We start from the raw sequence: 23,958 nt of genomic DNA, 5'->3' as shown, positions 1-23,958 counted from the left end.
CAGCTCATGGCCATTACGGTAGCCGTGCAGCAGTTGGTGGACCTCTGGGAGAGACACGCTCTTAGCTTTACCTTTCCGCCTCGAAACCCATGATCCAAGAAATCGGCAGCGTCATATCTTTCGCAATGGCGGGCGCTCCACCTAGCTCATGCATAACATAACCGCCGGAAAGAGGATCATCTTGACCTAAGCTCTGTTCTTTGAACCCTGGCTGATGGTCAAAGTCTCCACCCGCGACGGTTACCCCAAATACCGCAAAATCGAATTTATCATCGTTGGCTTCCACAAACTGCGAAAGCAACGGAAATTCTTGCGATAAGTACGCCGCTGGACCCGCTCCCTGAGTATCCTTGGGCACACGGTCCCAAGCCGAGACAACAAGCGCAACCCGTGGACGGTTACCACCGTTCCTTCGGTTCGCGAAGGCCACATCGAAAAATTGTAGCCAGTCCGTCATTACTACTTGTGTTGGTGCTACCCAGTCTTGTTGAACGCCATCAATGACCGGCGCGCCCCACATCTGTTCACACTTTATCCAGTCGAGCGGACTGACCACCTGATCTGATGCGGCACGTACAAACATCAAGATTCCGCATGGTTGGGAGATTCGATCCTCCCAATCCTTGCTCCACTCCCGCTTGCGATAGATGGCCATCCATCTTTCACCAAAGCAATCGGGAACGATCAGCTCTCCGGAATGGACCAAAGTTCCATCACCGATCTTGAATGGAATGATGTTTTCACTGAAGACATCGTGCGGGGTGTGCTGTGCAAACTCACCCTTCAGTAACGACTGGCTTCCCGCTTGAAGATAATCCAAATGATCCGGCAGGCCGTCACACGTAATTTTTCCCCTGCCCTGGTTCATCGCAAGCCAGAGCCGGAAGATGTAATTGCTCTTTCCGCTATCAGGCCCTCCCACCAATACGACCGAAGAAATTGGCGCTGCGTTGGCGCTCATGTTCAACCTCGAATCCGCGCGAAATTACGACCGCCTGCTGTGTCCGTGAAGGCAAACGCTGGCATGCTCGAAGTCGCACGTCTTCCCAAGATGTACTCAATGACGTCCATAACGCCCGTACCCGATTTAACTTCGGCGGGCTTCCGCGAAATTGCAGCAACCGGAATTACCTTTGGCGAGAAACCCGCTTGGCGCGCGTGTTCTTCGAGAGACGCAACAAAGGTGGGCACCTGCATCCCAACCTCGTCGGCTTTGGTGACCATCAATACAAAAGGAAGCGAGCGATCGACATTAAGCGTATCGGCTAACCGACTAATGAGCAGCTTTGCGTTCTGCGCTGCCGCGTGTCGCTCAGGGCCATTGAGTATCGGGCCGTCTAACGCAATCACGACGCCATCCGCTCGCTTCAAGAACGCAAATCGGTCCGCAACGCCAGCATCCTTGATAAGGTCAGTGGACCACTCACCGGGAAGATCCGTAATCAGCAGGTCGTATCGCCGCCTATCGCTCGTCCGTTCACGAAGCCCAAGATGGACGATGGCAGGCTTTCGTGGGTCGGCCAGCACCGTATGATCAGCGAGTTGCTTCGGAAGTGCACCATCTTTCCACTCGCGCAGTCTCCGCGCGCGTGTTTCGAGCCCGTTCAACGTCAAGCTTCCTGCGAAGCCCAAGTCATCACCGATGCCGCGACATGCCGTCATCAGATAGAGCGATGCGAGAAAACAGGTCTTACCTGTGTCGTACTGCCCTAGCACGGCAATCACAGTACCATAGCTGGCACGCATAATCTCGGCTGCGTCTGAGGTTCCAAGTTCGAAGCCCGAGAAAAAGACGCGGCCGACTTCTTCGGCTTGAGACTCTTCCACGGACGCGGCCACGTCGACCGGAGCTTGTTTCTCGTCATTATCTTGAACAATGACATTCGGGCAAGTCTCTGGCGGCTTGTGCAGCAACAAGCACGTGCCGGTGGCCGCGACGGTGCAATCTTGTTTCGAACAGGCAAGCCGCATGGATCACTCGGTGATGTTTTTGTAAAGCCGCTGCGCGATTTTTTCCTGAAAAATCTGAAACGCCAAGCGGTCAGGCCTGATCTTTCCGGCCGGGTCCCAACCCGTCGCCTTTTTCATATCGGACAGGAACGAGTTGTCCTCAGCCATCCGACGGCAAGCCCATGAAATCGGGAATACCGCAGGGTTACCCTGCACCAGAGCAGCTACGTTCGCATCATCTGTGACGCACCGTTCAGCGGCCGCCTTATCCCAATGACCCAGGAGATCCTTCAGGTTCTGCTCTTCAAGGTCCTCCGGCCGACGACCCACCTTCAGCACGCGGTTCAGCAGGAACGGTGTGTTTGGCAGCGGCGGCAGCAAAACAAGCCCGGAAAGCTCCGTCGCGCCGTCGAGGGCGGCCAAACCCGCTGGCATATCGGCGAACGATGTTTCCGTGCTCGTCGAGGTGCCGTTAAAGGCCCACCATAATGTATCAAGTTCCTCGCGGGTTACCTGCTCGTTTGCCTCAATCGAATTAGCCAAGTGCAAGAAATGCTTTTTGGCTTCCGTCCAGAAAGCCGGGACGTCGCCAGCCTCCTTAATATTGTTGATATAGCGGGGGAGAGACCATCGCTGATGGCGATATCCCGCAGAACTTTTGGTGGCGCTCTTACAAATTTCCAACAATTCGGCCAGCATCTCACGGAGATGCCTTTCCGAGGGAGGTCGTCTGTTCGCAAGAGCTGCCAGGACGATCGCCGCCATGGCATCGCAGTCCGCTGAACTTCCCCCTTTTTTTCTTTGTCTCTCGGCCAGTTCACCGACAATAAGGGCGCAGCACGACCGCAGATTCATCGCGTTTTCGCCTATCGCCTCCGGCGTCGCAGGTTGCTCGTTCTTTATTGCGGCGATCACTTCGGAAATGATCGGCGTGTCTTGAGCGAAGCGCGCCGTGACGCCCGCAGCCGCAATGCATGCGCAGTCGATCCTACGTCCGGAATCTGTAGAAAACGCCTCCACCAACGCCGTAACAACCGCCGTTCGCTTTGCCACAAAATCGTCTTCAGGAGCCGGATGAACAATTCGGCTCCACTCAAAAACCTTAGAAAGCATTCCCCCCTCCGTCTCAGAATGGATTTTGTTGTCGCTCTGCCGCAGGAACGTAAGCCATCACTTCGTCCCAAACCTCGGCAAGCTTGTTTCTGTCTCGTGCGGTCGAAAGCGCGCTCCGTTCCACAAGCTGCGGCATCGGCCGTTCTAGGCCCTTCGGCAACACATCCACCTTCGTGAGAACTGCGTATCTTTGGCGCCAATCGAGGTACCTCCAGAAGAAATAGAGAAGTCTCGCAAACCGCTCTTCATCAGGCATGGCTGCGATCTCCTCCTCGTTTACGCCAACCGGAGTTACTGACACGGTCTCGGCCGCTGGAGCCTCAGCGATCTTGGTATAATTCCGGCAGGGAACAGAGAACCGCAGGGACTCAGCGCCGTCGGTTCGCTCTCGATCCGTATCGAACTCGGCTTTGCCGTGAATCCACTTACGAGGGAACACCGAAACGCCGAGCGAGAAATTATCGTTCGCCTCGGACAGATCGAACTCTATCCAGTTGTAGCAAAAGGGGGAGCGTTGCTCGCTTCCTGGCGGCGTTGTCGCGCCAGCGTCCAACATGAGGTATTCAGTATTGCCTTCCATCACCTTCCGGAAGCGTGGTTGGTGTTCATGCCCCGCAAGCAAGACCCGTCCTCGCGTAATTATACGAGGCTGCGCATTGGCCTCGTCCTTGAACCATGGGAGCGGGTGATGGCACATCACCACATACTCAACATTATCCTCTTGTTTGAAGATGTACTGGCTGCTGCCGAGGATCATCGTGCCTTTAGCGTCATTCGCGTCGCAAACTTGAACGCTTGTCATACCGAAAAATCGCAAAATATGACCAGTCGGAAACTTAATCTCTTTAATGCAGACGGGCCGCCGTTCACTTTGAAAATCAGATTCGTATCGATTTGAGAATTCGCGGTAAGCGGCAAGCTTCTCAAAGAAGGACACTGCGCTGCTACTAAGCCCTTTCGGATCGTTGCCCAAAATCTTTGCAAGTATGCTGTCTACGTCGTCGGGCGAACATTTGCGTAAGTCTTTGTGTAAGAGTTCGACACCGTAATCGATCTTCGACCGATCGACATCGTGGTTTCCCGGAATAATGTGAACAGCCCGCCGTTCGCAACCAACGATGTCGCAGATGTTATCCAGCCAAACTCCGGCCCGATCGTATTCGGCTTTCTTGCCTGCATAGGCAATATCCCCCGTCACGAGGATGCCATTGGCTGGCCCTAGCTTCCCACGCATTACCTTGCAGTCACGCGTCACGGCGTTCCGCACGTCTTCCTGGTGGTGGAACGTGCCGTCCTTATCCTCTTGGCCAAAATGAATGTCGGATAGATGAACCATTCGGATCCTGGACATGCGCCTTGCTTCCGGATTTGCTTCTTGGCAACGCCTCAATAGCGTCAGTTGTAGATTACCGAAAAACGCTACTTTAACGCTAGGACATTCTTTAGACCGCGTATCGGGTTAGCTCTCAAGGGGTTTTGCTCGGCCGAACTTGGCTTTCCCCAATCAAACTGAGCTGACGTGAGATGCCTAGACATTGACATCCAGTGTATGCAGGACGCGACAAAATCGTGGGTTTATCGAACATGCCAAGGGACTTAAAATCCCTCGATGGCACCGTCGTGTGGGTTCGAGTCCCACCGCCCGCACCAGCCGTCGCTCGCGAAGCGAGTGAGGGCTGCCGCGGCGAAGCCCACAGGGCGAGGGCGGGCCTATGGCCGTGAGCCACGGCTGGGCAAGCCACGCTCTGCCGGGGCCTAGCTTGGGTGGGCGGGACGCACTGGGGAACTGGGGAGACCACATTGCCGCAAACCGGCATGTTCGAGATGCGTCGGCTGGAGATGCTGAGCAACACCATCTTTGGCGTTGCCATGACGCTGCTCGCCTATGACCTGCCCAAGGCGTCGAGCTTCAAGCAGGCGCCGTCCTGGATGGATCTGGTACACGTCTATGCGCAGCCGGTCATCGCGCTGATGATCAGCTTCATCGTCGCCGGCATGTTCTGGTTCAGCCATCACCGCCGGCTCGCGGTTGCGCCGGAGGGCGGCCGCGGCGTGGTGTTTCTTAATCTGTTTTTTCTGCTCTCGATCATCCTGCTGCCGGTGACGAACGGACTCTACGGCACCTATCGGCTCGATGGCGTGCTGGCTGTCCTCTACGGGGTTCATCTGACCACCATCGCCGCGCTGAATGCGGTGCTGTGGGTGCTTGCGCTCGGGGGTCGGAGGGATCCGCACTTGCTGACGACGGCGCTGTTTCCGGTGGTCGTGTTCGTCCTGGGAACGGCTGCCGCCGTCGTCGCGCCGGAGGTTGCGCAGTACACGTGGTGCCTGGCATTCCTCGCGCCGTTCGCAGGCTGGCTCGCGGCGCGCCGCGCGAGATAAGACATGTACTCATTAAGCGGCTGGCCGACTGAAGTCTGGTCAACTCTAACAGCGGCCCCAGAGCGAACACTCTCCAAGGTCGCAGATGGGCCAATTGGGACATCCGATTGCTCATCCGACCAACTCGACGGCCATTCCTAGAGTTGGAATTTGGGCGAGCTGTCGAGACCCTCTGGCAGCGTGATCAAAATCAAGCGCTGCTCCTCTTTGGTTGACTAGATGTGAACCGATTCCATGCATCCTTCACCAACATAGAACCACCGGCCGAAATGCCGCACCTCTCTATGGCCCGTCTTGCCATCCGGTGTGGGGAAGATGCGCATATCGCAACCTCCGAATAATCGAACTCTCGAAAGAGCCGGAAGGCTTCCTTCCTCATCATTTGGGGAGCCCGGCACGCCGCAATGCTTCTTCGTATCGCGAGATGTCTTCGGCACGCCGATAAGGTCCCAGCACGCTTTTGAGGTTGGAAACCCGCAGTGTAGGATTGAGTTGGCGCAGGCGCACGATCGCCTTCTTCGCTTGACCCAGCCGTCCCGCCATCGCATTACTCGCAGCGCCAATACGAAGTAGCGGTTGGGAGTTTGGATTGTCCTGCAACGCCATTGCCGCCCACGATGCCGCTTCATCATAACGACTCAGAAAGAAATGTGCATGCGCAGTCCCAGCTCGCATCGGTGCGATCCACGGATCAAGTGGGCTCAGGCGTATGGCACGCGTGAAGCGCTCGATCGCTAGCTCGTACTCGCCGAGCCAATTCTTCACCCAACCACCGCAATCCCACGCCTCGGCCACATTGGAATTAAGCGCAAGCGCGCGATCGATCAAAGCGGCGCCTCGATCGAGATCGCGAACAACATATGCCAATGCCCATCCGCTATCAGCGAGCGCGATCGCATCATCCCTACCCAACTCAACCGCTCGCTGAGCGAGCCGCGATACCTCGGCAACCTTTTCCGGTGTGAGTGAAAGCCAGCCAAAGGCTTTGGCATTGGCATAGCAAAAGGCGGCACGCGCGTAGGCTGCCGCAAAGTCTGGGTCGAGCTTGATCGCGCTGTAAAATAGGTGAAGTGCTTCACTGCACGCCTGCTGACTGGAGTCTTGATAAGACTTAGCTAAACCGCGCAAGTAGTGTTCATAGGCGTCGAGACGCTCAGTCGGCTTGCATCTGGTGCGCTCGATCTCGGCTTTTTCAACCGCCGGCGCTATTGCTCCGACAATGCTCTCCGTCACCTGGTCCTGGAGATCGAAAATGTCGCCGATCCCACCATCAAACCGGTTCGCCCAAAGATGCGCACCAGTTGCGGTGTCGACAAGCTGACCCGTGATGCGCACCCGATTTGCGGCCTTGCGAACGCTTCCTTCCAACACATACCGCACTCCTAGCTCACGCCCGACTAGCTTCATGTCAACGGCGCGCCCCTTGTATGTGAAGCTGGAGTTACGGGCGATGACGAACAGTGCCTTGAAATGAGATAGCGCCGTGATGATGTCCTCGACCATTCCATCGGCAAAGTAGTCCTGTTCTGGATCCCCGCTCATGTTGGTGAAAGGCAATACGGCAATCGACGGTTTGGTCGGCATCGCGAGTGCGGGGTTGGCCGATTGCGTCCCCGGTCCGACGTCCGGGGTTGCAATCCGGAAGACGCGGACCGGGCGGGCGATGTTTTTGAGCTGCCGTTCGCCTAGATCCTCGAAGCCCAGACCCAGCTTGTCGCGCACCTGATCGTGTACGACCCTGCTTACGCATATCCCATTAGCTTCGGCGAGGCCTTCGAGCCGTGCCGCAACATTAACGCCATCGCCATAAATATCGTCGCCGTCAATGATGATGTCCCCGAGATTGATGCCGACGCGGAACTCGATGCGATGGTCCGCCGGCACGTCTGAATTACGCTGTTGCATCGCGCGCTGGACCTCGACCGCACATTGGACGGCTTCGATCACGCTCGGGAATTCGATCAGAAGGCCATCCCCAGTTGTCTTGACTATGCGGCCCTGGTGCTCGGCAATGTTCGGGTCGATCAAATCTCGTCGATGCGTCTTGAGCGCCGCCAAGGTCTCGGCCTCGTCGACACCCATCAGCCGGCTGTAGCTGACAACGTCGGCAGCGATGATGGCGGCCAGCTTCCGGGTCATGCGCGCACCCGTTCCCGTTCGGGAGCTTAGGCAGCCCGTCTACCCGACGAGGTGCTGACGGTCATCCGGTCCGGGGCGCGGTTCCGGAATTCCGTTAGGGGTCGGTTGCGATGTTTCGATCGAAGGCCGATCACTTCGCTCTTCCCCGACTAGTAGACGTCCTAGCAAACCACTCGAAAATTAATCGGTAGATCACGCTACGTGTGTGAAATCGCCCACACCCATAATTTTATTTTGGCAGCGATGAGCTGCTTCGTCTCTGTAGAGGGATCGTTAACCGGGAGCCGTGGGCAGCCGGAAAAGCCAGTCGACGTTCCATTGCAGAGGAGCGGCACGAAGCCGGCATCTCGGTCGCGCGTGGGCCAGCTTCGGAGGACTCGATTCAGCGGTTGCGATTGGCCTTTCCATCGCAAGATGGATTGGGCTCGGAATAGAAGCAGCGATGCCGGCCAAAATGGGCTCGCTCATAGATGCCGCTGCAATCGTGATCATCACTGCAGATACTAAGACGACGAGCACATCGGTCATGATGCGCCTCGGCAATTGCTTCGTCATGACTTGAGCCCTCACAACCGAATTGAAGTACGTGCGCAGTTACAATCTAGTTCGTACGTAAATGGTATGTGAACGGGTGATCACCGCGCGTGGCGGATCATCCCTCTAATAGGCTGGCAGTGCCGGATAGTGTAGCAGCGATCCAGACCTAATAAGCCAATCCGCCCGGTTTCCAGATCCGTCGAGATTGATCTTGCGTCATACCTCTATCTCTAGCGTATGCAGCGAAGGGCACTTTCAATTGGCGCGAGCATTATTCGTGCGGTGGCGGGATTTGGTTGAGAGCTCAGAAATTGCCGTGGTTAGATCAGCAGGCGCCAACGGCTCGTTCAGGAGCAAGCTGTTCGGCACGCTTCTTGTGTTTGAGTCAACGCACCGAAGTTCTGCTTCGAGTCAAAAGCGGCGGTCCGGCCGCTCATCTCGTCAGGTCCGGTTCTCCTCTGACAGCGGCCTTTCGGCCGCTCAAAGCCAGTTCGGCTGAGGGCTACTAGCCGACGTAGAACGTGCGGCCTCGCATTCACCCCGTCGAGACTCCATCCATCGCAAAAAGAGGAAAACTACCGCGACAAGTAGTCCACATCCTAGCGTACCTTCGCCTCACTCACCCTGAGCAAACGGCTCGCCTCCTCCGCAATCGCCCGCTCCATCTTCTCCTGGAATTCCTTGCGCGGCAGGCCGGGCGCGATCGGCGGCAGGAAGGACAGCGTGATGGTGCCCGAGTGCATCATCAGCGTCTTTTTGCCCCAGAACAGGCCGGAATTGCAGGCCGCCGGCACCACGGGGATTTCCAGATTGGTGTAGAGCGCGGAGATGCCGGCGGACTGGAATTTCACCGGTTCGTCGATCGCCTGGCGCGTGCCTTGCGGAAACAGCAGCACCTTGCGTCCCTCGCCGGTCGCGCGCCTTGCTTCATCGACCATCTGGCGCAGCGCGTGGCGGCCAGCCGAGCGATCGACCAGGATCATCGGATAGCGCTCGAGGAACCAGCCGACCAGCGGCAGCTTGCGCAGCTCCTTCTTGGCGACGATGCTGGCGTCCGGGAAGATCACGCAGAGCGCCGCGGTCTCCCACAGCGATTGATGATTGCAGGCGATGATGCAGGGTCCATCCGGAACATGCTCGCGCCCCTCGACGCGATAGTCCAACCCGATCACGTATTTCATCAGCAGCATGATGCCGTTGGCCCAGACCTGGGAGACGGCGCGAACCGTTTTGCTGCTCGCGTTGAACAGCGCCATGAACGGCACCGACAGCGAAACGAGCACCGTCAGGATCACCACGGCGGCATCGAACAGTATGGACCTCAGATAATGCAAACGTTCCGTCCTCTCGGGCTGGTGCGGCTTCCAATACAGCACTTTTCCTGCCTTGCACAATTGCGGCCGCCCCGCTGAAATACGACTGAAAGGCGCCGACCATGGATCGGCCCGATTGTCCCTCCAGGATCGCCGCATGCCTGACAGCGAAAAGATCGCCATCGCGCCGCATCTCGTCTTCGACGCCATCACCGCGGGCGCGCCCGGCGCCCCGCTGGTGCTGCTGCTGCACGGCTTTGCGGAATCGATGCATTGCTGGCGCGCCCAGGTCACGGCCCTTGTCGACATGGGCTACCGCGCCATCGCGCCCAGCCAGCGTGGCTATTCGCCGGGAGCCCGGCCCGATCCGCGCGAGTTTTCGCACTACCTGATCGACCGCCTGATGGACGACGCGATGGCGATCGCGGCGGCCTGCGGCTATGGCGAGGCGCGCTTTCACCTCGTCGGCCATGATTGGGGCGGCAGCATCGCCTGGGGCATCGCCGACCGCCATCATGCGCGGCTGGCTTCGCTCACCATCCTCTCCCGTCCGCACCCCAACGCCTTCAACCGCGCGCTGGCGACCGACGGCGAGCAGGCGCAGCGCTCGAAGCACCACAAGGCGTTTCTCGAACCGGATGCCGCCGATATCGTGCTGGCTGACAACGCCAGATGGCTGCGCGATCGCCTCGCCGCCAATGGCGTTCCCGCTGAAGCCATCGAGCGGCATCTCGCCGTGCTCGGCAACAAGGATGCGATGGAAGCTGCGCTGGCCTGGTATCGCGCACGCGGCGCGATCCGCGGCCCGCTCGGCCCGATCCGCGTGCCGACGCTCTACATCTGGGGCGATGCCGACGACACCGTCGGCCGCAGCGCCGCCGAAGGCACGGTTGATTTCATCGCCGCGCCCTATCGCTTCGAAGTGTTACCTGACGTCGGGCATTTTGCGGCCGATCAGGTGCCGGAGCGGGTGAACGAATTGTTGCTGGAACATATCGCGGCGCATCGGGCGTGAGGAACGCAACGCACTCGAAAATGTTGTCATGCACAAAATGGAGCATGACGAATGGCCGAAGACGCCCTGGATAAGCCCGCCGCGGACGGACGTGAACTACCCGAAGATGAGGACTTGGAGCAATCGCAAGCGCCGCGGATTCAACCGCCGTTTCTGAGCGACGGCCCGGAACTAGAGCGAGATAGTCATTGCTGACTTGCGCTTCTGAATAGCGAAAACGCGACGGAGGACAAAACCTCCGTCGCGTTTGTCGTTCGACCTGAAGATGATTCTGGTTAGATCGCTTTAGCAGCCGGCCCGCCCACCTCTCCCGCTTGCGGGGGAGGTCGGCGCGAAGCGCCGGGTGGGGGCTCTCTCCTCTTGGGCAGTCTCTCCGTGGAGACACCCCCACCCCAGCCCTCCCCCGCAAGCGGGAGAGGGAGCGCACCTTCTCCGTGGTCGCAATCAAACCTCACATCATCAGGATTTAGTGCTGTTACGCCCTACTCGCTCTTGTCGATGTTCCAGAACACCGGGGTCGCCGGGCCGTCGACGATGCCGGTCAGCGATTTACGCCAGCCGCTCGGGATCGTGTACTGGCCGAGCGGGATGTAGATCACCTGTTCATAGGCATGCTTCTGCAGTTCGGCGGCAATCTTCTTCTGCTCGTCCGCGGAACCGGAGCGCGCAAACTTGTCGCGCAGCTCTTCGATCTTGGCGTCTTCGGCCCAGCCGAACCAGCCGCCGTTCTTGCCGCGGCCGCCGACGGAAGCGTTGGCCACGGGATTGGAGACGTCGGCCGCGACCCAGTTGGTGAAGAACATGTTCCAGCCGCCTTCCTTCGGCGGCTTCTGGCTGGCGCGGCGGGTGACCACGGTCTGCCAGTCGGTCGCCTGCAGGTCGACCTTGAAGCCGGCTTCGCGGAGCAATTGCGCCGCGACGATCGGCTGCGCCTTCAGCGTCACCACGTCGCCGGGGGCCATGATGACAACAGGCGTGCCGTCATAGCCAGACTCGGCGAGCAGCTTCTTCGCCTCCGCCATGGCGTTGCCCTTGACCAGGGTCTCGCCACCGACATCGGTCTCCAGCGGCGTGCCACAGACGAAGATCGCACCGCAGGTCTTTTGGTACTTCTCATTGCCGACCAGCGCATCGAGCACGTCCTTCTGCTTCATGGCGAGGAAGGCGGCGCGGCGAACCTTGACGTTGTCGAAGGGCGGATAGAGGAAGTTCATCCGACCCAGCGTCTGGAAACCGAACTTGTTCAGGACGTCGATCTTGATGTCGCTGTTCGCCTCCAGCACCGGCAAGAGATCGAACGGCAAATTCTCCATGAAGTCGATGTCGCCCGATTGCAGCGCGTTAACCGCGGTCTGCGCATCCGGCATTGTGATCCATTCGACACGATCGACCTTCACCACCTTGCCGCCGGCAGTCCAGCTCGGCGGCTCCTTGCGCGGCACGTAATCGGCGAACTTTTCATAGACTGCCTTCACGCCGGGCTGGAATTCCGCCTGCACGAACTTGAACGGACCGGAGCCGATCTGCTCCTTGATCTGCTGGCCGGCCGGTGTCTCCGCGAGGCGCTTCGGCATCATGAACGGCGTGTAGGACGACGGCTTGCCGATGGACTCCAGCACCAGGCCATAGGGCTCCTTCAGCTTGAGCGTAAACGTCTTGGCGTCGACGACATCGAGGCTGGCGGTGAAGTCCATCAGCTTCTGGCCCATCGCGTCGTTCTTGCCCCAGCGCTTCAGCGAGGCGACACAATCCTCCGCCGTCACCGGCGCGCCATCATGCCACTTCAGGCCATCGCGCAAGGTGAAGGTGTAGGTCAGCTTGTCGTCTGAGACTTTCCAATCCGCCATCTGCGGCTGGATCTTGAAACTGGAATCGGTGGCCAGCAGCGTGTCGTAGACCATGTAGCCGTGGTCACGGGTGATGTAGGCGGTGGTGAAGCCGGGATCTATGACGCGCAGGTCGGAATGCATCACTGCGGTGACGGTCTTCTTGCCGGCCGCCATGGCTTCCGACATCGCGCCCAGCGATGTCAGCGCCACCGACAACGCAAGCGCGGATAGTACCGATGCTATCGTGGGACGTTTCCGACGCATGATGGGGAACATTCGATCTCTCCTGACGTGAAACTGGTCAAAGTCCGCTGATTCATTATGCATGCGGTTCGTTATTTGGGCGAACTAACACGCTGTAAATCCTGACTATTTGAAGACTTGCATCAAGCACGCGGCGCGTCAATCGGCATCTGGCGGGCCCGCCCTTGCGGATGCGGCGGCCCATGCGGTCATGTTTCACTTTACAAATCCGCCGCAGATCATTCTCGTAAGCCGCGCCCGGCCATGCCGGCCGCTCGCAAACCAACATAAGAAACCCAAGAGAAGTCCATGAACCCAGCCAATCTTCCCTTTGATTCCGAGGCCATGTTGCAGGGGCTGCGTACCTGGGTGGAGTGCGAGAGCCCGACCTGGGACAAGAGCGCTGTCGAGCGCATGCTCGACCTCGCCGCGCGCGACATGGCGATCATGGGTGCGACCATCGAGCGCATCGCCGGCCGCCAGGGTTTCGCCGGCTGCGTCCGCGCCCGCTTCCCTCACCCAAGGCAAGGCGAGCCCGGCATCCTGATCGCCGGGCACATGGATACCGTTCATCCCGTCGGCACCATCGAGAAGCTGCAATGGCGGCGCGAGGGCAACAAATGCTTCGGCCCCGGCATCTTCGACATGAAGGGCGGCAATTACCTGTCGCTGGAGGCGATCCGTCAGCTGGCGCGCGCGGCGTTCACCACGCCGTTGCCGATCACCGTGCTGTTCACGCCCGACGAGGAAGTCGGCACGCCCTCGACCCGCGACATCATCGAGGCGGAAGCGGCGCGCAACAAATATGTGCTGGTGCCGGAGCCCGGACGGCCCAACAACGGTGTCGTCACCGGGCGCTACGCGATTGCGCGCTTCAACCTGGAAGCCGTCGGCCGCCCCAGCCACGCCGGTGCGACGCTCTCCTCGGGACGCTCCGCGATCCGCGAAATGGCACGCCAGATTATAGCGATCGACGGCATGACGACCGAAGATTGCACATTCTCGGTCGGCATCGTGCATGGCGGCCAGTGGGTCAATTGCGTCGCCACCACCTGCACCGGCGAGGCACTGAGCATGGCCAAGCGCCAGCAAGATCTCGACCGCGGCGTCGAGCGCATGCTGGCGCTGTCAGGCACCAGCAACGACGTGACCTTTACCGTGACGCGCGGCGTCACCCGCCCGGTGTGGGAACCGGATGCCGGCACCATGGCGCTCTACGAAAAGGCGCGCGGGATCGCCGCGGAGCTTGGCCTCGAGCTGCCCCATGGCAGCGCCGGCGGCGGATCCGACGGCAATTTCACTGGCGCAATGGGCATCCCGACGCTCGACGGTCTCGGGGTCCGCGGCGCCGACGCGCATACGCTGAACGAGCATATCGAGGTTGACAGCCTCGCCGAGCGCGGCCGCCTGATGGCGGGGCTGTTGGCGACGTTGGAGTGACGGTGCTCTATCCGCCGTCATTGCGAGGAGCGAAGCGACGATGCAATCCATGCTTCCTCGCGGCCCAATGGATTGCTTCGCTGCGCTCGCGATGACAGCTAGGAGGCGTTCCATACCGCTTAGCTGCACCGCAAAAAACGCAAGTGCAATGGCACGGGACTTGCTCAAATGCTACGCTGGCGGCGTGGACATCACGTTCAGCACCGGCGCTGCCCAATCAACCCACAACTGATGGATCAAGATGCTCGGATACCTGCTTCGCCGCATTCTCGCCGCCATTCCCGTGATGGGCGTGGTCGCGCTGTTTGTGTTTCTGCTGCTGCGGCTGACGCCCGGCGATCCCGCGGCGATCCTGGCCGGTGATAACGCGACGCCCGAGCAGCTCGAGCGCATTCGCACCTCGCTCGGCCTCAATGAACCGCTCTACACCCAGTTCTTCACCTGGATCGGCAGGCTGTTGCAGGGCGACCTCGGCACATCGCTGATTTCCAACGTGCCCGTGCTCAAGATGATCGGCACGCGCATCGAGCCGTCGATCTCGATCGCGCTTTCCACCATCGTCTTGGCCATTTTGGTCGCCGTGCCGCTCGGCGTGATCGCGGCGTGGAAGCACGGCACCTGGATCGACCGCTTCGTGATGGGCCTGTCGGTGGTCGGCTTCTCCGTGCCGGTATTCGTGATCGGTTACATGCTGATCCAGATTTTTGCGATCGAGCTGCGCTGGGTGCCGGTGCAGGGTTTCCGCAGCATCACCGCGGGCTTCGGCCCGTTCTTCGAGCGCATCATCCTGCCGACCTGCACGCTGTCCTTCATCTATGTCGCGCTGATCGCGCGCATGACGCGGGCGGCGATGCTGGACGTGCTCGGTGAGGATTACGTGCGCACCGCGCGCGCCAAGGGCATCAGCGAGACCGGCGTCTTGCTGCGCCACGCGCTGCGCAACGCCGCCGTACCCGTCATCACCGTGATCGGCACCGGCTTCGCCCTTCTGATCTCCGGCGTCGTTGTCACCGAGAGCGTGTTCAACCTGCCGGGCATCGGCCGCCTCACCGTCGATGCCGTGCTGGCGCGCGATTATCCGGTCATCCAGGCGATGATCCTTCTGACATCGCTGATCTACGTCACCGTCAATCTCCTGATCGACGTCGCCTATACCTTGCTTGATCCCAGAATTCGTTATTGAGGCTCGCTACCGATGGCGATCGATACCCTTCCCGAACCGTCAATCCCGGTCACCACGCCGTTTCGGCCGAAACTTGGATTTCTCACGGCAACGCCGATCATCGCGGGCGCGACCATCTGCCTTGGGCTTGTCATCGCCATGGCGATCGCAGCTCCCCTGCTCGCGCCGCACGATCCGCAATTGCTGGCACCGGCGCAGCGGCTGAAACCTTCGAGCGCGCAGTTCCTGCTCGGCACCGACGCCTATGGCCGCGACCTCTTGTCCCGCATCATCTATGGCGGCCGCATCTCGCTCCTGATCGGCCTCGGCGCCGCGATCTTCTCGATCGGCATCGGCCTTGTGATCGGCCTCGTCTCCGGCTTCTTCAAATGGGTCGATGCCGTGATGATGCGGGTGATGGACGGCCTGATGGCCATCCCCTCCATCCTGCTCGCGATCGCCGTGGTGTCGCTGTCCGGCGCCAGCCTGATGACGGTGATGGTGGCGATCACCATTCCCGAGATTCCGCGCGTGGCGCGGCTGGTGCGCTCGGTCGTGCTGTCGGCGCGCGAGGAGCCCTATGTAGAAGCCGCGATCTCGGTCGGCAGCAGCCTGCCCAAGATCATGTGGCGGCATCTGATGCCGAACACGGTGGCGCCGCTGATCGTGCAAGGCACGTACGTCGCCGCGTCAGCCATTCTCACCGAGGCGATCCTGTCGTTCCTCGGCGCCGGTATCTCTCCGGAAACGCCGACCTGGGGCAACATCATGGCCGAGGGCCGCGCCTACTTCCAGGTCAAGCCGTCGCTGATCTTCTGGCCGGGTTTGCTGCTCTCGATCGCGATCCTCAGCGTCAATTTGATCGGCGATGCCGCCCGCGATGCGCTCGATCCGCGCATGAAGCAGCGGGAGGCTGGGAAATGAGCACGACCTCTCCCCTCATTGCGAGCGAAGCGAAGCAATCCATCTCGCCGCGCAAAGAAAGAATGGATTGCTTCGTCGCTACGCTCCTCGCAATGACGGCTAAGAATAAACAATGACCGACATCATTCTAGACATCGACAATCTCGTCGTCGGCCTCGGCAAAAAACCCGGCGGCCCGCGCATCATCGACGGCATCTCCCTGCAGGTCCGCGAAGGCGAGACGCTATGCGTGGTCGGCGAAAGCGGCTCCGGCAAGTCCGTGACGTCGCTGACCGTGATGGGGCTGCTGCAAAAGGGCGCGCTGACGCCGACCGGCGGCAGCGTCAAGCTGGTCGGCGAAGAACTGCTCGGCGCCTCCGACCGCCGCCTGCGCGAACTGCGCGCCACGCGGATGGCGATGATCTTTCAGGAGCCGATGACCGCGCTTAATCCCGTCGTCCCGGTCGGCCGCCAGATCGACGAAGTGCTGCGGGTCCATACCAATCTCGATACGCGGGCGCGCCGCCAGAAGATCCTGGCGATGATGGAGCACGTCCGGCTGCCCGACGTGGAGCGCATCTTCGCCTCCTACCCGCACCGGCTCTCCGGGGGCCAGCGCCAGCGGATCATGATCGCGATGGCCCTGGTGCTAGAGCCGAAACTCCTGATCGCGGACGAGCCGACGACCGCGCTCGACGTCACGACGCAAAAGCAGATCCTCACCTTGATCCGCGACCTGCAGCGCGACCACGGCACCGCCGTGCTGTTCATCACCCACGACATGGGCGTGGTGGCCGAGATCGCCGACCGCGTCGCCGTGATGCGCTACGGCAGGCTGGTCGAGACTGGCACGCTCGATACCGTCCTGCGCACGCCGACGATGGAATATACCCGCAACCTGCTGTCGGCGGTGCCGAGCCTGGTGCCGCGACCGCCGCGGGCGGAAACCAGCGAGCCGGTGGTGCTGGAAGCCAATGAGCTCGGCAAGGTCTACCGCGAGCGCTCCTTCCTCGGAAAGGCGCGCGAAGTCGCAGCCGCCAAGGACGTCACCCTGACGCTACGCAAGGGCCGCACGCTCGGCATCGTCGGCGAGAGCGGCTCGGGCAAGTCGACGGTGGCGCGCTGCATTGTGCGGCTGATCGACCCGACGTCGGGCGGCGTGCGCCTTGCCGGCCGCGAGATCTCCGACCTGTCGCGCCGGCTGCTGCAGCCACACCGCAAGAAGATCCAGATCATCTTCCAGGACCCCTATCGCTCGCTCAATCCACGCGTCACCGTCGGCGAGACCATTGCGGAAGGCCCGATCAATTACGGCATGCCGCGCGCGGAGGCCTTGGCGAAGGCGCGGGAACTGCTCGAGCTGGTCGGCCTGCCCGCCGATGCCGTCTCGCGCTATCCGCACCAGTTCTCCGGCGGCCAGCGCCAGCGCATCGCGATTGCCCGCGCACTGGCGCTCGATCCCGATGTTCTCGTCGCGGACGAAGCGGTCTCGGCGCTCGACGTCTCCGTGCAGGCACAGGTGCTCGAACTGCTCGACGAAATCCAGCAGCGGCTGGGTATCGCGCTCCTGTTCATCACGCATGACCTGCGTGTCGCCGCGCAGATTTGCGACGATGTTGCCGTGATGCAGCATGGCCGGATCGTGGAACAGGGACCGGCCGCAGAGGTGCTGACCAACCCGCAGCAGGCCTATACCAAGGCCCTGCTCGATGCCGCTCCGGGCCGCGGCTGGGATTTTGCCAATTTCCGACCGGTCGAAGTGGCGGCGGAGTGACGCGTCCGCCCAGCCCCGTCATTGCGAGGAGCAAAGCGACGAAGCAATCCATGTCTCCACAAGTGGAAAGATGGATTGCTTCGCTTCGCTCGCAATGACGCGGCTGATTGCGGTGCAAGACAACTACGAACGCCCACGCGGCATGCAAAACGGAATTGCTTCAATCCTTGCACTTGCCACGATGTCCCGCTTAACGTCCCCCCAACCAAGAACACCGGCTGAGAAAAAATGACCCGCATCGCCGTCGGCGGCTTTCTGCACGAGACCAACACCTTCGCGCCGACCAAGGCGACCTATCAGGACTTTGTTCATGGCGGCGGCTGGCCGGCGATGGCGCATGGCGCTGGCGTGCTCAAGGTCATGCGCAAGATCAATGTCGGCCTGGCCGGCTTCAATGAGGCGGCAGAAAGCCATGGCTGGGAGCTGGTCCCGACCATTTCGGCGGCCGCCAGCCCCTGCGCGCATGTCACCAAAGATGCGTTCGAGCGCATCATGCAGGAGATGATCAGCGGCATCGCCAATGCCGGACCGATCAATGCCGTCTATCTCGATCTGCACGGCGCGATGGTGACCGAACATTACGACGACGGCGAAGGTGAAATCCTCGCCCGGGTGCGCAAGGTGATCGGCAAGGATTTGCCGCTGGTCGCAAGCCTCGACCTGCATGCCAATGTCTCGCCCGAAATGATCGCGCATGCCGACGCGCTGATCGCCTACCGCACCTACCCCCACATCGACATGGCCGACACCGGCCGCGCCTGCGCCAGGCACCTTGCGCTGCTGCTGAAATCGAAGACGCGTTTCGCAAAGGCGTTCCGGCAATTGCCGTTCCTGATCCCGATCTCCTGGCAGTGTACCAACGACCAGCCGACCCGGGGCATCTATGAAAAGCTCGCGGCGCTCGAAAGCGATGATGTGCCGACGCTGTCGTTTGCGCCTGGCTTTCCAGCGGCGGATTTCGCCCATTGCGGGCCGAGCGTGTTCGCCTATGGCAGAACGCAGGCCGATGCGGACGCCGCCGCCGACAGGATCGTCGCCCTCGTCGAGGGCCACGAGGACGATTTTGACGGCCGCATCTATTCGCCCGATGACGGCGTGCGCCTCGCCATGGAGTTGGCAAAAACCGCGAAGAAGCCGATCATCATCGCCGACACCCAGGACAATCCCGGCGCGGGCGGCGATTCCGACACCACGGGCATGCTGCGCGCGCTGGTGCGCAACAACGCCTCCGGCGCGACCGGCGTGATCTACGATCCGGCGTCGGCGAAAGCGGCGCATGCCGCGGGTGTCGGCGCCACGGTGACGCTTGATCTCGGCGGCAAGTCCGGCATTCCCGGCGATGCGCCCTACCACGAAACCTTCGTCGTCGAAAAATTATCCGACGGACAGTTCGTGGCGCCCGGTCCCTATTATGGCGGCCGCGATATGGACATGGGACCCTCGGCCTGCCTGCGCATCGGCGATATCAGGGTCGTCGTCGGCTCCTATAAGGCGCAGCTTGCCGATCAATCGATGTACCGCTATGTCGGCATCGAACCGACCGAACAGAAGATCCTTGTCAACAAGAGCTCGGTGCACTTCCGCGCCGATTTCGAACCGATCGCCGAAAAGCTCTTGATCTGCGCCGCACCCGGCGCGATGCCGGCCGATACGGCAACGCTGCCCTGGACGCGGCTGCGTCCGGGCATTCGCATCAAGCCGAACGGCCCGGCCTTCACCCCATCCGCCTAACCAGCCATACACGGGATCACAGACATGCCTACTATCGAACGCATCGACGGCTACGCCGAGGAACTCACCGCCATCCGGCGCGACCTGCATGCCCATCCCGAGATCGGCTTCGAGGAAGTGCGCACCTCCGGCATCGTCGCCGAGAAGCTGAAGGGCTGGGGCATCGAGGTGCATCGCGGGCTCGGCGGCACCGGCGTGATCGGCGTGCTCAAGGGCAATGGCAGCGGCACCAAGCGCATCGGTCTGCGCGCCGACATGGACGCGCTGCCGATGGAGGAGAACACCAACCTGAAATGGCGCTCGACCATCCCCGGGCGCTTCCACGGCTGCGGCCATGACGGCCATACCACGATGCTGCTCGGCACCGCGCGCTATCTGGCTGAAACCAAAAATTTCGACGGCACCGTGCATTTCATCTTCCAGCCGGCCGAGGAAGGCCTCGGCGGCGCCCGCGCCATGATCAAGGACGGCCTGTTCCAGAAATTCCCCTGCGACGAGGTCTACGGCCTGCACAACGCGCCCGATCTCAACCACGGCGAGATCGCCATCCTGCCGGGCCCGGCGATGGCCGGCGCCGACTTCTTCGACATCACGATCAACGGCTATGGCGCGCATGGCGCGATGCCTGAGCGCTCCAAGGATGGGGTGGTGATCGCCACCACGCTGGCGCAGGCGCTGCAGACCATCGTCAGCCGCAACGTCGATCCGTTGAAAGCGGCGGTGCTCTCGATCACCCAGATTCACGCAGGCTCGGCCTATAACGTCATCCCCGGCGACGCGAAACTGTGCGGCACGGTGCGCGCATTCGACGATGACGTACGCGCGCTGATCCGCGAACGCATGCGCGCGATCAGCGCCGGCATTGCCGCAACCTTCGACTGCGAAATATCCGTCGATATCCGCGACGGGTTCAGCGTGCTGGTCAACGAGGAAGAACAGTCCAGGGTGGTCGAGGAGGCTGCGAAGACGATCGTCGATCCGGCCAACGTGTTCACGCGGGCGACGCCGAAGATGGGCAGCGAGGATTTTGCCGACATGATGCAGGTGGTGCCCGGCGCCTATTTCTGGATCGGCCATGACGGCTCGGTGCCGGTGCATAATCCCGGCTATGTGCTCGACGACAAGATCCTGCCGATCGGCGCCAGCGTGTTCGCCCGCATCATCGAAACCCGTCTCCCGGTAGGTTCGCATGCATAGACCAGCCGCCGAAGAAGAGATCACCTCGCTGCATGACCTGTCCGCGACAGACCTGATCGCAGGTTATCGCGCCAAGCAGTTCTCGCCCTCGGAAGTGCTGGAGGAAATCATCGCGCATGTCGCGGCGTGGGAACCGCACATCAAGGCGCTCTATCTCTACGATCCCGACGGCGCCCGCGCCGCCGCGAAGGCCTCGACCGACCGCTGGCAACTCGGAGAGCCCGCCGGCTCGCTCGACGGCGTGCCTGTCACCATCAAGGACAATATCGCAACCAAGGGCCAGCCGATTCCACTCGGCGCCGCCAGCGTCAAGCATGTGCCGGCCGAGCGCGATGCGCCGCCCGCCGCGCGGCTGCGCGAATCCGGCGCGATCATCTTCGCGAAAACGACGATGCCGGATTACGGCATGCTGTCGTCGGGCCTTTCCAGTTTCCATCCCCTCACCCGCAATCCCTGGGACCTGACCAAGAATCCTGGCGGCTCCTCCGCCGGCGCCGGCGCGGCCGGTGCCGCCGGTTACGGCCCGCTGCATCTCGGCACTGACATCGGCGGCTCGGTGCGGTTGCCGGCCGCCTGGTGCGGCCTCGTCGCGCTGAAGCCGAGCCTCGGCCGCGTTCCGATCGATCCGCCCTATGTCGGCCGCGTCGCAGGCCCGATGACCCGCACCGTCGACGATGCGGCGTTGATGATGTGCGTGCTGGCCAAACCCGACCGCCGCGACGGCATGAGCCTGCCGGCCGACACCATCAACTGGAAGGCGCACGACAAGTCGCCGCGCAAGCTGCGCATCGGCCTGATGCTCGATGCCGGCACCGGCCAGGCGCTCGAGCCCGAAGTGCGCAGCGTTGCCGTCAAGGCCGCCAAGGCGTTCGAATCCGCCGGCGCCGTTGTGACCGAGATCGACGGCATCCTGACGCGCGAGATGCTCGACGGGCTCGATAATTTCTGGCGCGCCCGGATGTGGGACGACCTTTCAAAGCTCTCGCCCGAGGAACGCGGCAAGGCGCTGCCCTACATCCACAAATGGGCGGAAGCCGGCGCAAAACTTTCCGGTGTCGATGTCATCAGAGGTTTCAACGCGACCATGGCGATCCGCGCCGCCGCGGCAAAATTGTTCTGCGAACACGACTACGTGCTTTCGCCGGTATCGCCGGTGGTGAACTTCCCCGCCGAGTTCGCTTCCCCGATCAACGATCCCGACAAGCCGTTCGAGCACATCTGCTACACCGTACCGTGGAATATGTCGGAGAACCCGGCCATCTCGATCAATGGCGGCTACGACAAGAACGGTTTTCCGATCGGCGTGCAGATCGTCGGCCGCCGCTTCGACGATCTCGGCGTGCTCGGCATGGCCAAGGCGTTCGAAGGCCTGCGCGGCCCGCAGCGACCGTGGCCGACGCCGCCGGGAAAATAAATCCATACCTCCGTCATGGCCGGGCTTGTCCGGGCCATCCACGTCTTTACGCTGTCGATGGACCGAAAACCGTGGATGCCCGGGACATCTTGCGCAAAGACGCGCTTTGCGCTTTAGCCCGGGCATGACGACGTGTTGAGCAATCGAACAAGAAACACAAACGAAGGAAACGCCCATGGCGTATGAGACCATCAAGTACGAGGTCAACGATCAGATTCTCACCGTCACGCTGAACCGGCCCGACAAGCTCAACGCCTTCAACGGCACCATGCAGCAGGAGCTGATCGACGCCTTCGACGCCGCCGACAAGGACGACAATATCCGCGCCATCATCGTCACCGGCGCCGGCCGCGGCTTCTGTGCCGGCGCCGACCTCTCTTCCGGCGCCAATACGTTTGACCGCGACGCGCGGCGCGGGCCGGTCAGACGCCTGCCGAGCGGCGCGGTGGATTACAGCGATCCCCAGGTGCGCGACGGCGGCGGTCAGGTGACGCTGCGCATCTTCAAGTGCCTGAAACCCGTGATCGCGGCGGTGAACGGGCCTGCCGTCGGTATCGGCGTCACCATGCAGCTCGCGATGGATATCCGCATCGCCTCCGAAGCGGCGCGCTTCGGCTTCGTGTTCTCCCAGCGCGGCATCGTGCCGGAGGCCGCCTCGAGCTGGTTCCTGCCGCGCATCGTCGGCATCTCGCAGGCGCTGGAATGGTGCTATTCGGGCCGCGTCTTTCCGGCGCAGGAAGCGCTGGCCGGACGCCTCGTCAGCAAGGTGGTGCCGCCGGATGATCTGCTGCCGGCCGCCCGCGCCCTCGCCAAGGAATTCGCCGCCAAGACCGCGCCGGTTTCCGTCGCGCTTATCCGGCAGATGATGTGGCGCATGCTCGGTGCCGACGACCCGATGGAAGCCCACAAGGTCGACAGCCGCGGCATCTACACCCGCGGCCGCTCGGATGATGTGAGGGAAGGCGTGGTGTCGTTCCTGGAAAAACGCCCGGCGCAGTTCAAGAACAAGGTGTCGAGCGACATGCCCGACTATTTCCCGTGGTGGGACGAACGGGAGTATAAGTGAGCGAGCGGCCGGCTTCGGTTGATGCGAGACAAGACGGCGTCGTCCTGCTGCACGGCATCAGCAGGACGGCGCGATCTTTTCGCAAAATGCAGGCGGCGTTGGACGCCGACGGCTATGCAACCCTCAATCTGGACTATCCCAGCCGCCGGAAGGCGCTTGAAGGGCTTGCGGAAGACATCGATCCCTCCGTTCAACGATTTGCGGATGGCATCGACGGCTCCATCCATTTCGTCTGCCATTCGATGGGCGGCCTGCTGGCACGGGTTTACATTGCGAGATATCGGCCGGAACGCCTCGGCCGCGTCGTCATGCTCGGCACGCCGAACAGCGGCAGCGAGATCGCCGATCGCCTCGGGCATCTCAGGCTCTACCGCGCCTTCTTCGGACCGGCGGGGCAACAGCTCGGCACGCGGCGGGATGATGCAATCAATGCGCTGTTTCCTCCAGTTGACTATCCGGTCGGGATCATTGCCGGAAACCGGTCGATCTATCCGATCGCGTCAACATTCCTGCCGAAGCCGCATGATGGGCGCGTGTCGGTTGCCAACACCAAACTCGACGGGATGACGGCTCACATCGTAATCCCCAGCTCGCATCCTTGGCTGGTGCGAAATAGCGTCGCGGTCGCGCAGACGATTGCGTTTTTGCAGGATGGGAAGTTTACCACCTCCCGTCATCACCCGCCAACGGGTCGCGCGAATGCGCGCCCGATGACAGGCTCCGGCGGGTGATCCAGTATTCCAGGGGCGT

The 23,958-nt window shown here is 61.4% G+C and carries 18 protein-coding genes; 11 read left to right on the top strand and 7 right to left on the bottom strand.

What is annotated here, in order from left to right:
• Positions 1-67 precede the first annotated feature (67 nt).
• The 4 genes from RX331_RS14690 to RX331_RS14675 are packed head-to-tail and all read right to left on the bottom strand — an operon-like array spanning position 68 to position 4,414.
• Positions 68-961 carry a hypothetical protein gene (locus RX331_RS14690; protein WP_317257229.1) on the bottom strand — a complete coding sequence of 298 codons (894 nt, stop codon included), beginning with the start codon at positions 959-961 and terminating at the stop codon, positions 68-70.
• Between the two features lie 2 nt (positions 962-963).
• Complete coding sequence (locus tag RX331_RS14685; RefSeq protein WP_317257228.1) at positions 964-1,971, bottom strand: TRAFAC clade GTPase domain-containing protein; 1,008 nt, start codon at positions 1,969-1,971, stop codon at positions 964-966.
• 3 nt (positions 1,972-1,974) lie between these two features.
• Positions 1,975-3,063, bottom strand: coding sequence for a GTPase-associated system all-helical protein GASH (locus RX331_RS14680; RefSeq protein WP_317257227.1), 1,089 nt, complete (start codon positions 3,061-3,063; stop codon positions 1,975-1,977).
• Positions 3,064-3,076: 13 nt separating this feature from the next.
• Complete coding sequence (locus tag RX331_RS14675) at positions 3,077-4,414, bottom strand: metallophosphoesterase (RefSeq protein WP_317257226.1); 1,338 nt, start codon at positions 4,412-4,414, stop codon at positions 3,077-3,079.
• Positions 4,415-4,878: 464 nt separating this feature from the next.
• On the opposite strand from RX331_RS14675, the gene RX331_RS14670 reads away from it, so the two are divergent.
• The gene (locus RX331_RS14670) at positions 4,879-5,445 is read left to right on the top strand and encodes a TMEM175 family protein (RefSeq protein WP_317258132.1); all 567 of its coding nucleotides are present in this window, start codon (positions 4,879-4,881) and stop codon (positions 5,443-5,445) included.
• A 378-nt stretch (positions 5,446-5,823) separates the two neighbouring features.
• Here RX331_RS14670 and RX331_RS14665 read toward each other — a convergent pair whose 3' ends face one another.
• On the bottom strand, positions 5,824-7,584 hold the full coding sequence (locus tag RX331_RS14665) for an adenylate/guanylate cyclase domain-containing protein (RefSeq protein WP_317257225.1): 1,761 nt from the start codon (positions 7,582-7,584) through the stop codon (positions 5,824-5,826).
• 1,136 nt (positions 7,585-8,720) lie between these two features.
• A complete protein-coding gene (locus RX331_RS14660) occupies positions 8,721-9,455 on the bottom strand; it encodes a lysophospholipid acyltransferase family protein (protein WP_317257224.1) in 735 nt (244 codons plus the stop codon).
• A gap of 136 nt (positions 9,456-9,591) precedes the next feature.
• Here RX331_RS14660 and RX331_RS14655 point away from each other — a divergent pair, with 136 nt between their 5' ends.
• The gene (locus tag RX331_RS14655) at positions 9,592-10,449 is read left to right on the top strand and encodes an alpha/beta hydrolase (RefSeq protein ID WP_317257223.1); all 858 of its coding nucleotides are present in this window, start codon (positions 9,592-9,594) and stop codon (positions 10,447-10,449) included.
• 482 nt (positions 10,450-10,931) lie between these two features.
• Here RX331_RS14655 and RX331_RS14650 read toward each other — a convergent pair whose 3' ends face one another.
• On the bottom strand, positions 10,932-12,554 hold the full coding sequence (locus RX331_RS14650; protein WP_317257222.1) for an ABC transporter substrate-binding protein: 1,623 nt from the start codon (positions 12,552-12,554) through the stop codon (positions 10,932-10,934).
• Between the two features lie 276 nt (positions 12,555-12,830).
• Between RX331_RS14650 and RX331_RS14645 the strand changes: the two genes are divergently transcribed.
• The 9 genes from RX331_RS14645 (at position 12,831) to RX331_RS14605 (ending at position 23,939) form a co-directional block, all read left to right on the top strand.
• Positions 12,831-13,961 carry a M20/M25/M40 family metallo-hydrolase gene (locus RX331_RS14645; protein ID WP_317257221.1) on the top strand — a complete coding sequence of 377 codons (1,131 nt, stop codon included), beginning with the start codon at positions 12,831-12,833 and terminating at the stop codon, positions 13,959-13,961.
• A gap of 241 nt (positions 13,962-14,202) precedes the next feature.
• Complete coding sequence (locus tag RX331_RS14640; RefSeq protein ID WP_317257220.1) at positions 14,203-15,144, top strand: ABC transporter permease; 942 nt, start codon at positions 14,203-14,205, stop codon at positions 15,142-15,144.
• Between the two features lie 12 nt (positions 15,145-15,156).
• A complete protein-coding gene (locus RX331_RS14635; protein ID WP_317257219.1) occupies positions 15,157-16,047 on the top strand; it encodes an ABC transporter permease in 891 nt (296 codons plus the stop codon).
• Between the two features lie 112 nt (positions 16,048-16,159).
• Positions 16,160-17,800 (top strand): ABC transporter ATP-binding protein, encoded by a 1,641-nt coding sequence (locus RX331_RS14630; RefSeq protein WP_317257218.1) that lies wholly within the window; start codon positions 16,160-16,162, stop codon positions 17,798-17,800.
• Between the two features lie 228 nt (positions 17,801-18,028).
• Positions 18,029-19,531, top strand: a complete 1,503-nt coding sequence (locus tag RX331_RS14625; protein WP_317257217.1) for a M81 family metallopeptidase — start codon at positions 18,029-18,031, stop codon at positions 19,529-19,531.
• Positions 19,532-19,555: 24 nt separating this feature from the next.
• On the top strand, positions 19,556-20,728 hold the full coding sequence (locus tag RX331_RS14620) for a M20 aminoacylase family protein (protein ID WP_317257216.1): 1,173 nt from the start codon (positions 19,556-19,558) through the stop codon (positions 20,726-20,728).
• A complete protein-coding gene (locus tag RX331_RS14615) occupies positions 20,721-22,142 on the top strand; it encodes an amidase (RefSeq protein ID WP_317257215.1) in 1,422 nt (473 codons plus the stop codon). Before RX331_RS14620 ends, RX331_RS14615 begins: the two co-directional genes overlap by 8 nt.
• Before the next feature lie 175 nt (positions 22,143-22,317).
• Positions 22,318-23,208, top strand: a complete 891-nt coding sequence (locus RX331_RS14610) for a crotonase/enoyl-CoA hydratase family protein (protein WP_317257214.1) — start codon at positions 22,318-22,320, stop codon at positions 23,206-23,208.
• A gap of 86 nt (positions 23,209-23,294) precedes the next feature.
• Complete coding sequence (locus RX331_RS14605; RefSeq protein WP_410708280.1) at positions 23,295-23,939, top strand: esterase/lipase family protein; 645 nt, start codon at positions 23,295-23,297, stop codon at positions 23,937-23,939.
• Positions 23,940-23,958 lie beyond the last annotated feature (19 nt).

Source organism: Bradyrhizobium sp. BWA-3-5, from assembly GCF_032917985.1.
Taxonomy (GTDB): Bacteria; Pseudomonadota; Alphaproteobacteria; order Rhizobiales; family Xanthobacteraceae; genus Bradyrhizobium.
This window is presented reverse-complemented; position numbering and strand designations above follow the sequence as displayed.

Coding starts and splice junctions, on each gene's coding strand:
- RX331_RS14615 (WP_317257215.1), top strand. CDS start 20,721: ATGCATAGACCAGCCGCCGAAGAAGAGATCACCTCGCTGCATGACCTG.
- RX331_RS14670 (WP_317258132.1), top strand. CDS start 4,879: ATGTTCGAGATGCGTCGGCTGGAGATGCTGAGCAACACCATCTTTGGC.
- RX331_RS14605 (WP_410708280.1), top strand. CDS start 23,295: ATGCAGGCGGCGTTGGACGCCGACGGCTATGCAACCCTCAATCTGGAC.
- RX331_RS14685 (WP_317257228.1), bottom strand. CDS start 1,971: ATGCGGCTTGCCTGTTCGAAACAAGATTGCACCGTCGCGGCCACCGGC.
- RX331_RS14635 (WP_317257219.1), top strand. CDS start 15,157: ATGGCGATCGATACCCTTCCCGAACCGTCAATCCCGGTCACCACGCCG.
- RX331_RS14610 (WP_317257214.1), top strand. CDS start 22,318: ATGGCGTATGAGACCATCAAGTACGAGGTCAACGATCAGATTCTCACC.
- RX331_RS14690 (WP_317257229.1), bottom strand. CDS start 961: ATGAGCGCCAACGCAGCGCCAATTTCTTCGGTCGTATTGGTGGGAGGG.
- RX331_RS14620 (WP_317257216.1), top strand. CDS start 19,556: ATGCCTACTATCGAACGCATCGACGGCTACGCCGAGGAACTCACCGCC.
- RX331_RS14640 (WP_317257220.1), top strand. CDS start 14,203: ATGCTCGGATACCTGCTTCGCCGCATTCTCGCCGCCATTCCCGTGATG.
- RX331_RS14630 (WP_317257218.1), top strand. CDS start 16,160: ATGACCGACATCATTCTAGACATCGACAATCTCGTCGTCGGCCTCGGC.
- RX331_RS14650 (WP_317257222.1), bottom strand. CDS start 12,554: ATGTTCCCCATCATGCGTCGGAAACGTCCCACGATAGCATCGGTACTA.
- RX331_RS14655 (WP_317257223.1), top strand. CDS start 9,592: ATGCCTGACAGCGAAAAGATCGCCATCGCGCCGCATCTCGTCTTCGAC.
- RX331_RS14645 (WP_317257221.1), top strand. CDS start 12,831: ATGAACCCAGCCAATCTTCCCTTTGATTCCGAGGCCATGTTGCAGGGG.
- RX331_RS14675 (WP_317257226.1), bottom strand. CDS start 4,414: ATGTCCAGGATCCGAATGGTTCATCTATCCGACATTCATTTTGGCCAA.
- RX331_RS14625 (WP_317257217.1), top strand. CDS start 18,029: ATGACCCGCATCGCCGTCGGCGGCTTTCTGCACGAGACCAACACCTTC.
- RX331_RS14680 (WP_317257227.1), bottom strand. CDS start 3,063: ATGCTTTCTAAGGTTTTTGAGTGGAGCCGAATTGTTCATCCGGCTCCT.
- RX331_RS14665 (WP_317257225.1), bottom strand. CDS start 7,584: ATGACCCGGAAGCTGGCCGCCATCATCGCTGCCGACGTTGTCAGCTAC.